12 protein-coding genes are annotated in these 12,620 nt (G+C 59.9%); 3 read left to right on the top strand and 9 right to left on the bottom strand.

The window, feature by feature from the left end; translation table 11 throughout:
* Positions 1-100 precede the first annotated feature (100 nt).
* Positions 101-601: a CinA family protein gene (locus tag ACWKV4_RS08955; protein WP_483831714.1), complete on the bottom strand. Its 501-nt coding sequence runs from the start codon at positions 599-601 to the stop codon at positions 101-103.
* 247 nt (positions 602-848) lie between these two features.
* Between ACWKV4_RS08955 and mutS the strand changes: the two genes are divergently transcribed.
* Both mutS and fdxA read left to right on the top strand, forming a co-directional pair.
* Positions 849-3,416 carry a DNA mismatch repair protein MutS gene (gene mutS / locus ACWKV4_RS08960; RefSeq protein ID WP_483831715.1) on the top strand — a complete coding sequence of 856 codons (2,568 nt, stop codon included), beginning with the start codon at positions 849-851 and terminating at the stop codon, positions 3,414-3,416.
* A gap of 142 nt (positions 3,417-3,558) precedes the next feature.
* Positions 3,559-3,882, top strand: coding sequence for a ferredoxin FdxA (gene fdxA / locus ACWKV4_RS08965; protein WP_483831716.1), 324 nt, complete (start codon positions 3,559-3,561; stop codon positions 3,880-3,882).
* 434 nt (positions 3,883-4,316) lie between these two features.
* Here the strand turns inward: fdxA and rpoS are convergent, their stop codons facing one another.
* From rpoS to ACWKV4_RS09005, 8 genes are all read right to left on the bottom strand, one after another.
* On the bottom strand, positions 4,317-5,321 hold the full coding sequence (gene rpoS / locus ACWKV4_RS08970) for an RNA polymerase sigma factor RpoS (protein WP_483831717.1): 1,005 nt from the start codon (positions 5,319-5,321) through the stop codon (positions 4,317-4,319).
* A gap of 108 nt (positions 5,322-5,429) precedes the next feature.
* Complete coding sequence (locus ACWKV4_RS08975; protein ID WP_483831718.1) at positions 5,430-6,311, bottom strand: peptidoglycan DD-metalloendopeptidase family protein; 882 nt, start codon at positions 6,309-6,311, stop codon at positions 5,430-5,432.
* Between the two features lie 186 nt (positions 6,312-6,497).
* Positions 6,498-7,133 carry a protein-L-isoaspartate(D-aspartate) O-methyltransferase gene (locus ACWKV4_RS08980; RefSeq protein WP_483831736.1) on the bottom strand — a complete coding sequence of 212 codons (636 nt, stop codon included), beginning with the start codon at positions 7,131-7,133 and terminating at the stop codon, positions 6,498-6,500.
* A gap of 38 nt (positions 7,134-7,171) precedes the next feature.
* Positions 7,172-7,921 (bottom strand): 5'/3'-nucleotidase SurE, encoded by a 750-nt coding sequence (gene surE, locus ACWKV4_RS08985; RefSeq protein WP_483831719.1) that lies wholly within the window; start codon positions 7,919-7,921, stop codon positions 7,172-7,174.
* Between the two features lie 11 nt (positions 7,922-7,932).
* A complete protein-coding gene (truD, locus tag ACWKV4_RS08990; RefSeq protein ID WP_483831720.1) occupies positions 7,933-8,967 on the bottom strand; it encodes a tRNA pseudouridine(13) synthase TruD in 1,035 nt (344 codons plus the stop codon).
* The gene (gene ispF / locus ACWKV4_RS08995; protein WP_483831721.1) at positions 8,964-9,437 is read right to left on the bottom strand and encodes a 2-C-methyl-D-erythritol 2,4-cyclodiphosphate synthase; all 474 of its coding nucleotides are present in this window, start codon (positions 9,435-9,437) and stop codon (positions 8,964-8,966) included. Before ispF ends, truD begins: the two co-directional genes overlap by 4 nt.
* Positions 9,438-9,537: 100 nt before the next feature.
* Positions 9,538-10,380 (bottom strand): S-formylglutathione hydrolase, encoded by an 843-nt coding sequence (gene fghA, locus ACWKV4_RS09000; RefSeq protein ID WP_483831722.1) that lies wholly within the window; start codon positions 10,378-10,380, stop codon positions 9,538-9,540.
* A 10-nt stretch (positions 10,381-10,390) separates the two neighbouring features.
* Positions 10,391-11,503, bottom strand: a complete 1,113-nt coding sequence (locus tag ACWKV4_RS09005; RefSeq protein ID WP_483831723.1) for an S-(hydroxymethyl)glutathione dehydrogenase/class III alcohol dehydrogenase — start codon at positions 11,501-11,503, stop codon at positions 10,391-10,393.
* A 101-nt stretch (positions 11,504-11,604) separates the two neighbouring features.
* Between ACWKV4_RS09005 and ACWKV4_RS09010 the strand changes: the two genes are divergently transcribed.
* Entirely contained in the window at positions 11,605-12,486 is an 882-nt protein-coding gene (locus ACWKV4_RS09010) for a LysR substrate-binding domain-containing protein (protein WP_483831724.1), read from the top strand.
* Positions 12,487-12,620 lie beyond the last annotated feature (134 nt).

Genomic DNA, 12,620 nt, shown 5'->3' on the forward strand with positions numbered 1-12,620 from the left:
CCTCATGATTTCGACAAGGTCGACAGCGCCCGGCGCGCGACCTGCATTGGCTAATAACTGTATAAGTAGACAGTATTATTCCATACCTTCCGTGGATCGCCTACCCCTGGTTGGGTTTTTCTCCATCAGCCAGGGCCAATAGGCGCTCCAAGGCAACCACTACCGTTTGTTGCCTTACAGCTTGTCGATCACCATCGAATCGCTGGCGTTCCGTAATTATTCGCTGGCCGTCGGCCCAGGCGAACCAAACGGTGCCTACAGGCTTGTCCGCGCTGCCTCCACCAGGCCCGGCAACGCCGCTGACAGCCACGGCGAAGCGTGCCTGGGCGTGGTCGGCAGCGCCCTTGGCCATGGCCTGCACCACCTCTTCGCTTACCGCGCCTACTTCGTTGAACAGGGCCTCGGGGACGTGCAATTGAAGGTGCTTTTGGCGGTTGGAATAGGTTACAAAGCCAGCCTCGAACCAAGCGGAACTGCCAGCCACGCGGGTGATGGCCTCGGCGATGCCGCCGCCGGTGCAGGACTCGGCCGTGGTGACCTTGGCGCCAAGCGCTTGTAAGCGGTGGCCCAGGGCAGTGGCAAGGTGGGTGATCTCATCCATGGAAACTCCTTGGCATGGCAGATAAACAATAGGCCAAGTGGCCTGCCTGGAAGACTTTCCACCGCCAGGACCGCGCTGTCCACCGCCAATACGCAACCACAGGTTGCGAGCAGCGTGTACAGCGATAATGCCCATGCTCAGCCCTCACGCGCGCGTCATCTGCCCAGACCGCTTCGGCGGGCCTGAAAAACCTTGTACCATGGCCGGCTTTCGACCTTGCACCACGACAGCCGAGCCAAGCCCCTGAATGTCTGACCTGTCCAGCCACACCCCGATGATGCAGCAATACTGGAAGCTGAAGAATCAGCATCCAGAGCAGCTTATGTTTTACCGCATGGGAGATTTCTATGAAATTTTCTATGAGGACGCCAAGCGCGCGGCCAAGCTATTGGACATCACCCTGACCGCCCGAGGGCAATCGGCCGGGCAGTCCATCCCCATGTGTGGCATTCCCTATCACGCGGCGGAGGGCTACCTGGCCAAGCTGGTAAAGCTTGGCGAGTCCGTAGTGATCTGTGAACAGATCGGCGACCCGGCTACCAGCAAAGGGCCGGTAGAGCGGCAGGTGGTGCGTATCATCACACCGGGTACCATAAGCGACGAAGCCCTGCTCGATGAGCGTCGCGACAACCTGATTGCCGCGCTGCTGGGCGATGAGCGCTTGTTCGGGCTGGCGGTGCTGGACATCACCAGTGGGCAATTCATCGTTCAGGAACTCAAGGGCTGGGAGCATCTGCTAGCGGAGCTGGAGCGCATCAACCCAGTGGAACTGCTGTTCCCCGATGACTGGCCGCAGGGCTTGCCCGCGGAGAAACGCCGTGGCGCCAAGCGGCGCGCGCCTTGGGAATTCGAACGCGATACGGCCAAGAAACTGCTATGTCAACAGTTCGGCACACAGGACCTCAAAGGCTTTGGCTGCGAGCAGCTTACCCTGGCCATCGGTGCAGCCGGGTGTCTGCTAGCCTATGCCCGGGAAACCCAGCGCACCGCCCTGCCCCACCTGCGCAGCCTGCGCCATGAACGGCTGGATGACACCGTGGTGCTCGATGCGGCCACCCGGCGCAATCTGGAGCTGGACGTGAACCTCAGCGGCGGGCGCGACAACACCTTGCAGTCAGTACTGGACCGTTGCCAAACGGCCATGGGCAGCAGGCTGCTTACCCGCTGGCTGAACCGCCCGCTTCGCGACCTGAAAACCCTGACCGCGCGTCAAAGCGCCATTCGCTGCCTGCTGGAAGGGTATCGCTTCGAGGGCCTGCAGCCGCCGCTCAAGCACATCGGCGATCTGGAGCGGATACTGGCGCGCATCGGCCTGCGCAATGCCCGCCCTCGAGACCTGGCGCGGCTGCGTGATGCCCTGGCGGCGCTGCCTGAGCTGCAAAACGAACTGACCGAACTGGAAGCGCCACACTTGGCGCAACTGGCAACCATTGCCGGCACCTATCCTGAACTGGCGGCCTTGCTGGCCCGCGCGATCATAGACACACCCCCAGCGGTGATCCGTGACGGCGGCGTGCTGAAAACCGGTTATGACGCCGAGCTTGATGAGCTGCTGGCGCTGAGCGAAAACGCCGGGCAGTTCCTGATCGACCTGGAGGCACGGGAAAAAGCCCGCACTGGGCTGAGCAACCTGAAGGTCGGCTATAACCGCGTGCATGGTTACTTTATCGAGTTGCCGAGCAAGCAAGCCGAACAGGCGCCAGCAGACTATATTCGGCGGCAAACCCTCAAAGGCGCGGAGCGGTTTATCACGCCAGAACTAAAAGCCTTTGAAGACAAAGCCCTGTCAGCCAAATCCCGGGCACTGGCTCGGGAAAAAATGCTCTACGAGGCCCTGTTGGAGAACCTGATCGGGCACCTGGCGCCGCTGCAGGACACCGCCGCGGCCTTGGCCGAGCTGGACGTGCTGAGCAACTTGGCCGAGCGTGCGCTGAACCTAGACCTGAACTGCCCGCGCTTCGTCGACGAGGCGTGCATCCGTATCGAGCAGGGCCGCCACCCCGTGGTGGAGCAAGTGTTGACTACGCCATTCGTGGCCAATGACCTGAGCCTGGATGACAGCACCCGCATGCTGGTGATCACCGGGCCGAACATGGGTGGTAAGTCTACCTACATGCGCCAGACCGCCTTGATCGTGCTCCTGGCGCACATTGGCGCCTTCGTGCCGGCGCGCCAATGCGAGCTATCGCTGGTAGACCGCATCTTTACCCGTATCGGCTCTAGCGACGACCTGGCCGGTGGGCGCTCCACCTTTATGGTGGAAATGAGCGAAACCGCCAACATCCTGCACAACGCCACCCATGCCAGCCTGGTGCTGATGGACGAAGTAGGCCGAGGCACCAGTACCTTCGACGGGCTGTCACTGGCTTGGGCCGCAGCGGAGCGCCTGGCGCAACTCAAGGCCTTTACCTTGTTCGCTACCCATTACTTCGAACTCACGGTATTGCCGGAAAACGAGCCGGTGGTCGCCAACGTGCACCTCAACGCCACTGAGCACAACGAGCGGATCGTGTTCCTGCACCATGTGTTGCCCGGCCCGGCGAGCCAGAGCTATGGCCTGGCCGTGGCTCAGCTGGCGGGTGTACCAGGGCCGGTCATCCAGCGCGCCCGTGACCACTTGGCTCGGCTTGAAACCGCGAGCCTGCCGAAAACCGTGAGTCCTCCTAGCCAGGGCAAAGCCGCCGTGCCGCACCAAAGCGACCTGTTCGCTCAGCTCCCTCACCCGGTACTGGACGATCTCGCCAAGGTGGACCTGGACAACATGACACCGCGGGCGGCACTTGAGCTGCTCTATACACTCAAAAACCGGGTCTAACGTCCATGTACGCAAGCTGATAGAATCCCGCGCGGCTTGACGTACCACCACGTCAACCGCCGGGGCCGGCCATGCTTGAGGCCTTACGAAACACCGAACCAGCCGGGCCCTTCCCGTGGGGCCGCCTGAGGAGAAAACGAGAATGACCTTCGTCGTGACCGACAATTGCATCAAGTGCAAGTACACCGACTGCGTAGAAGTATGCCCGGTGGACTGCTTTTACGAAGGCCCGAACTTCCTGGTGATTCACCCGGACGAATGCATCGACTGCGCGCTCTGCGAGCCGGAGTGCCCTGCCCAGGCCATTTTCTCGGAAGATGAAGTGCCTGATGACATGCAGGAGTTCATAGCCTTGAACGCCGAGCTGGCCGAGGTTTGGCCTAATATCACCGAAAGGAAAGACGCGTTGCCAGACGCCGAAACGTTCGACGGTATCAAGGGCAAGCTAAAGGAGTTGCAGCGCTAATGACGTTGGCCTGAGCCAGCCCATAAATCGTAGGCATAAAAAAAGGGGGGCTGAACCCCCCGTATTGCCGTCCTTGATCCTTTTGTCCTGTCATCGTCCTGATGAACCGCTTCTTGCGATGTCCTGGTTGCCTTCCTGGCAGCCTGTGCAACTCCCTGTGCACGCTTCCCATAATAGGCTTTCGCAAGCGCCGAGCAAGCAGTGGTGGTTTGCAAAACACGTCAGCAATTTCCAGTTTAAAATAAAAAAAACAATTATTATCAATAGGTTAAGAATAAGCTTAGTTCACCATATATAAAGTCCATGCCTATACCTGTTGATTACTTACAGGTTGCGTAAGAGATTTCCTACATAAAGTTGGGCACAGGTTGCATTTTTAACAAAAACCCCGCCGATTGGCAGGGTTTGTTTGAACACGGGGAAGTCGTTGATTGCTATTGAAACAGTGACTCACTGGACAGCCCATTGCGCTCAAGAATCTCCCGTAGCCGCTTGAGCCCTTCCACCTGAATTTGCCGTACCCGTTCCCGGGTCAGGCCAATCTCTAGCCCAACGTCTTCTAGGGTGCTGCTCTCATGACCACGCAGGCCAAACCTGCGCACCACCACTTCTCGCTGTTTGTCAGTAAGCTCGGACAGCCACTGATCTATGCTCTGGGAGAGGTCGTCGTCCTGAAGCAGCTCGCAGGGATCGGTAGGTCGGTCATCGGTCAGGGTATCCAACAAGGTTTTGTCAGAATCCGGGCCAAGGGAAACGTCCACAGACGATACCCGTTCGTTAAGGCCCAGCATTCGCTTGACCTCACCCACTGGCTTTTCCAGCAGCGCGGCGATCTCTTCAGGGGAGGGTTCATGGTCCAGCTTCTGGGTCAGTTCACGCGCAGCGCGCAAGTACACGTTTAGCTCTTTGACCACATGAATCGGCAAGCGGATGGTGCGGGTCTGATTCATGATCGCCCGCTCGATGGTTTGCCGTATCCACCAGGTTGCATAGGTGGAGAAGCGGAAGCCCCGCTCTGGGTCGAATTTCTCAACGGCCCGGATTAGCCCAAGGTTGCCCTCTTCGATCAGGTCCAGCAGCGACAAGCCGCGATTGACATAGCGACGAGCAATCTTCACCACCAGGCGCAGGTTACTTTCAATCATCCGCTTGCGCCCAGCCGGGTCGCCTTTTTGCGACAGGCGCGCGAAATGCACTTCTTCCTCCGGAGACAGCAACGGGGAAAAACCGATTTCGTTTAGATAGAGTTGAGTGGCGTCGAGTGCGCGGGTGTAATCAATGTATTTGTGCTGCTTGAGTGAAGCAGACTGCTTGGGCTTGGTACGGGCCGCGGGTAGCGGAGCGTCCTCATCAACCGCCGTTTCAAGGACGATGCCGGTTTCCACCATAAGCACGTCATCGTCGATGTCAAACTCCGGCGCTTCTCTGTTAAGAGCCATTGTTATAGTCCCTTTCTGAGTTCGACCTCAAGCCCAAGCGCGCCTGGTTTCCATGGCTGCGCAGGAGCCCGTCCCCACTACGTGGTTAGCGACAGGCTACAGCGTTGTTCAACGTCGTGGCAGGAATTGCATGGGGTCGACTGGTTTGCCCTGGCGGCGAATTTCGAAGTGAAGTTTCACCCGGTCGGTACCCGTGGAGCCCATTTCGGCAATCGTCTGCCCGGCTTTGACCTGCTGCCCCTCCCGAACCAACAGCCTACGGTTATGACCGTAGGCACTAACGTAGGTATCGCTGTGTTTGATGATCACCAACTCGCCGTAACCCCGAAGCCCGCTACCGGCGTACACCACGGATCCATCAGACGCAGCAAAAACAGGCTGTCCCAAATCCCCGGCGATATCAATTCCTTTATTCAAACTACCGTTTGAAGCGAATTTGCCTATCAGCACACCGTTGGCAGGCCATGTCCAACCCCCTGATATAACTTCGCCAGCAGGTACTGGGGTAGGTGTAGGGGTGGCTACGGTGGGCGCCGGTGCGCTTGAAACACCCGGCGAGACCACGGTTGGCGCGGGAACCGGCCGACGGGTGATGGTGGTGGTACTGGAAGAAGAGGTGGAATTGCTTCGTGTAACGACCGTAGCGGAAGGCGGGCTGGCAGTGGTAGCCGGGCTACCGGGACCATCGAAGCGCAGGGTTTGCCCCGGACGAATGGTATAGGGCGGCGCAATGTTGTTTCTCGCACCCAGGGCTTTGTAATCCCAGCCATAGCGGAAGGCGATCGAGAACAAGGTGTCGCCCCGCTTGACGACGTACTGGCCGGTAGTGACCTGAGGCCGCTGAGGGTTTTGAGCGGCGCGGTCGACAACGCGCACACCGCTGCTGGGCCCGCTGGAACAGCCGGTCAACAGGGCTGCGATAGCCAACGTGAGGAGCAAGCGCCCTTGAGGTCGCGCAGCCGTCGGTTGGCTAATAACTGTCAGACTCACCCGCTACTCCCTCTGGATGATGGATCGAACGAAGCTGGCATTATAACCGAGCCCAGTAGCCGGCCATGCCGGAAAAGCCGTTGTGAAACAAAAACATGCACCGAAGCGTTCGCCGAAGCGCTGGCAGAGAGGCTAAAGACCCTTCTATGACCGGCATCAGGTGGCGGAATTCCGACCTGCCGTTACTCAGGCCAAAGGGCCGGTGAGCAGCGGCACGAAACGTACCGCGCCAAGCAGGTGCCTGGCGAAACCGGCCTCTTCACGGACAATCAGCATCAGTTGCTGCACGTCCCCTGCGCCAACGGGTATGACCATTCGCCCACCAAGGGCGAGCTGATCCAACAGGGCCTGGGGCACGTCCGTGGCCACCGCGGTAACGATGATCCCGTTATAAGGCGCCAGGGCCGGCCAGCCCTCCCAGCCATCCCCCCAACGGAATACCACATTGCGCACGTTCAGGGCCTGCATGCGCTCCTTGGCTTTATCCTGAAGGCCCTTGATGCGCTCTACCGAAAACACCCGCTCTACCAATTGCGCCAGTACCGCAGTCTGGTAACCCGAGCCTGTGCCAATCTCAAGCACTTTGTCCAAAGGCCCGGCGGCCAGTAGCAGCTCGCTCATGCGGGCTACCATATAGGGCTGGGAAATGGTCTGGTTGCTGCCGATGGGCAGCGCGGTATCTTCATAGGCGCGATGAGCGAGGGCTTCGTCCACGAACAGGTGCCGTGGGGTTTTGCGCAGTACATCGAGCACCTGGGGATTGCAGATCCCCTCCTCGCACAAGCGTTGAATCAAGCGTTCACGGGTGCGTTGGGACGTCATCCCGATGCCGCGGTGCAGCAGGTCGTCTTGCCCTCGCATCAGTTCAAGCCCTCGAGCCAGGGGCCAAGGGCTTCGAACGCGGGGCTGAAGGTACGATCAAGCTGCAGCGGGGTAATGGACACGTATCCTTCGGTGACGGCATGAAAATCCGTTCCGGCACCGCCGTCTTCCACGTCGCCAGGGGGAGCGATCCAGTAACCGGGCTTGCCACGAGGGTCGATTACCAGGCTTGGCCGCGCTGCGCGAGCACGGTGCCCCAGGCGGGTCAAGCGGATGCCGCGGATGGCTTCCAAAGGCAGGTCAGGCACGTTCACGTTGAGCAGAGTACGCGCAGGCAGGTTGAGGCTGGCGTGAGCCTGCACCAGCTTACGTGCATACCAGGCCGCGCTGGCTAAGTGATCCACTTGGCGAGACGCCAGAGAAAAGGCAAAAGCGGTATGGCCCGTGAAGCGCCCTTCCAAGGCGGCCGCTACGGTGCCAGAGTAAATCACGTCATCTCCCAGGTTGGCACCCAGGTTGATGCCCGAGGTGACCAGGTCTGGCTGATGCTCCAACAAGGCGTTGAGCCCCAGGTGCACGCAGTCGGTGGGGGTGCCATTGAGGCTGATAAAACCGTTTTCCAAGGTAATGGGATGCAGCGGGCGCCCCGTGGTCAGGGCGCTGCCGCAACCGCTTCGCTCCCGGTCTGGCGCGATCACCGTGCAGTGGGCAAGGTCCGCCAGCGCCGCGTGGAGCGCGGCGATGCCTGGGGCGGTAACCCCGTCGTCGTTGGAGATCAAGATACGCATGGGCTTTCCGTCTATCCCGCCTGCACCAGGTCGAACAATTCGCGAACCACGACGGTCGCAAAGCACCCAGTGGGCAGGATGAAATCCAGTTGCAGAATGTCAGGGTCGGGATAATGCCACGACAGCTCTCGGATGGGCAGCCGCAGAATGCGGCGTTCGTGATCCAGGCCCGCCTCGGCCAACCAAGAGCACAGTGCCGGCTCAGTAGCCGCCACTTGCGTTTCCAGCACGGCGGTTGCCCCAGTTGCAGGGCTGTCACCCCGGCCAAACAGGGGCCCTGTGGGATGCACATCTAATTGCACCAGCCGTGGGTCTTGGCATTCGGCCTCACCCGCCACGAAAAAACTACGGCTATCGGTGAAGGCCAGTACATCCCCTACGCGGGCCTGGTTCCACGTGCCTTGGGCTACCCGTTGAGCCAGGGCCTGATTGAACAGGTAGCTGCGCGCCGCCGAAAGAATGCGCGAACGTACATTGCGTTGCTCTGGCAGGCGCTGGTTATCGGCATAGTGACGGGCCTGGGCCAGGTTACCGCCGTCATGGCCAAAACGTTGAGGGCCGAAGTAGTTAGGCACACCGTGGGTTTTGATCCACTGCAGGCGCTCTTCGATGGCTGCTACATCAGCGTTCAGGGCGGTCAGTCGAAGGCAGAAGCCATTGGCCGAATGGGCGCCACGCTGCAGTTTGCGGGTATGGCGCGTGGCTTCAAGAATTCGCAGGCTGGCGTCCTCGGCGCGAGCCAGGTCTGGCGCCTGCTTGCCTGGCAGGTGCAGGCTGAACCATTGACGGGTCAGCGCGTGACGGTCTTTCAGGCCAGCATAGCTAATGGCCTTGAAGGGCAGGCCTGCTGCGCGAGCGAGGCGGCGCGCGGCGTCTTCGGTATTGAGTTCACGCTTTTCCACCCACAGCCAAAGGTGCTCACCCTCCCCCGTCAAGGGAATGTCCAGCACTTCATTGACCTGAAAATCTTCAGCGGTGGCCTTGAGCACCGCAGTGCCAAGGGCTTCGCCCAAGGCACGCGGGCCTAGCAGTTGGGCCTCGTTCATGCGGCCAGCAACAAGGCAACCGCATGCACGGCGATGCCCTCCTCGCGCCCGGTAAACCCTAGCTGTTCGGTCGTCGTAGCCTTGACATTGACCTGGTCGAGGGTCACTTGCAGGTCTTCGGCGATGCATTGACGCATGGCCTGGATATGCGGCGCCATCTTCGGTGCCTGGGCCACGATGGTGGCGTCCACGTTAGCCACCGCCCAGCCCTTGGCTTTTACCAGCGCTACCACGTGACGCAACAGCGCACGGCTGTCCGCACCCTTGAAACGCGGGTCGGTGTCTGGAAAATGCTTGCCGATGTCGCCCAATGCCGCAGCGCCCAACAAGGCATCGCTCAAGGCATGAAGCAACACATCGCCATCGGAGTGCGCGAGCAGGCCAGCGCGGTGAGCGATACGCACGCCGCCAAGGGTAATGAAGTCACCTTCACCGAAACGATGAACGTCGTAGCCGTGGCCGATCCGCATAGAAAAACGCCCTGTGTAAGTCAGGGCGCGATTCTACCTTGCCAAGGGCGGCTTGGGCACCGCTGCTGCGCCTGCCAGAGGGGCAATGAGCAATCAAGTGCTACTTTAACGCACCGGCATGATGACGCAGATGGTCCTCGATGAAGCTGGCAATGAAGTAATAGCTATGGTCGTAACCGGGCTGCAAACGCAGGGCCAGCGGGTAGTGGGCAGCCTGCGCGGCCTGTTTCAGTGCTTCAGGCTTGAGCTGGTTGGCCAGGAAGTCATCCCGGTCGCCCTGGTCCACCAGCAACGGCAGCCGTTCCTGGGCCTGCGCTATCAGCACACTGGCATCCCACTCACGCCACCGACTGCGATCCTCGCCCAGGTAGTTGCTGAAGGCCTTCTCCCCCCAGGGGCAATCCATAGGGTTGGCGATAGGCGCAAAGGCTGAAATGGACCGATAGCGCCCGGGGTTGCGCAAGGCGCACACCAGTGCCCCATGCCCGCCCATGGAATGACCGGCGATGGCTCGCGCGTCGCTGGCTGGGAAGTTTGCTTCGATCAACGCCGGTAGTTCGCTCACTACGTAGTCGTGCATATGGTAGTGCTTGGCGTAGGGCGGCTGGGTCGCATTGAGGTAAAACCCCGCGCCCAGGCCGAAATCCCAGGCGCCTTCTGGGTCGCCGGACACCTCGGGGCCCCGTGGGCTAGTATCAGGCGCCACTAGAATCAACCCCAGTTCGGCGGCCACCCGTTGGGCGCCGGCTTTCTGCATAAAGTTTTCATCGTTACAGGTAAGCCCCGACAGCCAGTACACCACAGGTAGCTTGGCGCCCGACTCTGCTTGGGGCGGCAGGTACACCGCGAACACCATATCGCAGCCCAGGGTACTGGAGCGATGCTTGTAACGCTTGTGCCAGCCGCCGAAGCTCTTCTGGCACGACAGGTTTTCCAGGCTCATGGCCGGCCCCTCAGAAATGAACGACGCTACGGATGCTCTTGCCTTCGTGCATTAGATCGAAGGCTTTGTTGATATCCTCCAACGGCATGGTATGGGTAATAAAGGTGTCCAGTGGGATTTCACCTTTTTCAGCCATCTCTACATAGCTGGGCAACTCGGTACGCCCACGCACGCCACCAAAGGCGCTACCCCGCCACACGCGCCCGGTCACCAACTGGAACGGCCGGGTTGCGATTTCCTGGCCGGCGCCTGCCACGCCAATGATCACAGACTCGCCCCAACCCTTGTGGCAGCACTCCAAAGCCGCACGCATCAGTTGCACGTTGCCGATGCATTCAAAGGAAAAGTCCACGCCGCCGTCAGTCATGTCGACAATGACTTCCTGGATGGGCTTGTCGTAGTCCTTGGGGTTCACGCAATCAGTGGCACCCAATTGCTTGGCGATCTCAAACTTGGCCGGATTGATGTCGATGGCGATGATACGGCCGGCCTTGGCCTTGACCGCGCCCAGAATGGCCGACAAACCAATCCCACCCAGGCCAAAGATGGCCACGGTGTCACCGGGTTTGACCTTGGCGGTGTTGAGCACTGCGCCAATGCCAGTGGTTACGCCGCAACCGAGCAGGCAAACTTTTTCCAAAGGCGCCTCTTTAGGAATGCGGGCCACGGAGATTTCCGGCAATACGGTGTATTCAGAAAAAGTCGAGGTGCCCATGTAGTGGTACAGAGGCTTGCCCTGATACGAAAAACGCGTAGTGCCGTCTGGCATAAGGCCCTTGCCTTGGGTAGCGCGAATGGCCTGGCAGAGGTTGGTCTTGCCAGAGAGACAGAACTTGCACTGGCGGCATTCAGGGGTGTACAGCGGGATCACATGGTCACCCACGGCCACTGAGGTTACGCCATCGCCCACCGCCTCTACGACCGCGCCACCCTCATGCCCCAGAATGCTTGGGAAAATACCTTCCGGGTCCGCGCCAGACAACGTATAGGCATCGGTATGACACACGCCGGAGGCAACCACCCGGAGCAGTACCTCGCCTGCCTTAGGCATGGCAACGTCGACTTCAACAATCTCTAAGGGTTTTGAAGCTTCAAAGGCTACGGCAGCACGGGACTTGATCATGGGGGTTCCTTGAATCCGGTAAAACCATAGTGTAATTCATCGTCTTACAGCGGATAATCAGCACTTTCGGGAAACATTATTGCTACTCAGGGATAATCCGTATGGCATTGCGCTGGGAAGGGATCGATGAATTCGTAGCCGTGGCCGAGAAAGGCCATTTCAGCGCTGCGGCCGAACAATTAGGTATGTCATCTTCCCAGGTGAGCCGTCAGGTAGCACAACTCGAAGAGCGGCTTCAAACCCGGCTGTTTTATCGCAGCACTCGAAGGGTAAGCCTGACTGAGGCTGGCCACACTTTTTTGCAGCATTGCCGACGGCTGCACGATGGTCGAGAAGAAGCCATGCGCGCCGTGCAAGACCTCACCAGCGAGCCCAAGGGCCTGCTGCGCATGACCTGCGCGGTCGCTTATGGTGAGCGTTTTATCGTACCGCTGGTGACCGATTACATGACCCGGTATCCGCAGCTGGAAGTGGATATAGAGCTGACCAATCGCACGCTGGACTTGGTTAACGAAGGGCTGGACCTGGCCATTCGTCTGGGGCGGCTGCACGCGTCACGGCTGGTGGCCACCCGCCTGGCGCCAAGGCGAATGTACCTGTGCGCGGCGCCTAGTTACCTGGAGCGTTATGGCCGGCCGCATAGCCTTTCCGAACTGGCTCGACACAATTGCCTGATTGGCAGTAGCGACCAGTGGATAATGCAAGTGGATGGCCGCGAGCAGAGCATTCGCGCTCAGGGCAACTGGCGCTGCAACAGCGGCCAGGCGGTGCTGGATGCCACCGTCAAAGGCATGGGGCTGTGCCAGTTGCCTGACTACTATGTGCTCGAACACCTGCGCAATGGCGCGCTGGTGTCATTGCTCGACGCTCACCAGCCGCCCAATACCGCCGTATGGGCGCTGTACCCCCAACAACGGCACCTGTCGCCCAAGGTTCGGGGGCTGATCGAACACTTGCGCCAGGGCCTCGCACCTACCGAATAATCACCGCATGCTTCATGTAGGAGCCAGCAGAGCTGGCGAACGGCGTCTTATTGGCTATGAACTGCGCCCCAAAACCTGGACAGTGATCGTTAAGCCGTTTGAGCCTGGGCCCTGTACGCTACAGGGCTTAGGTC

Source organism: Pseudomonas artemisiae (assembly GCF_057128685.1).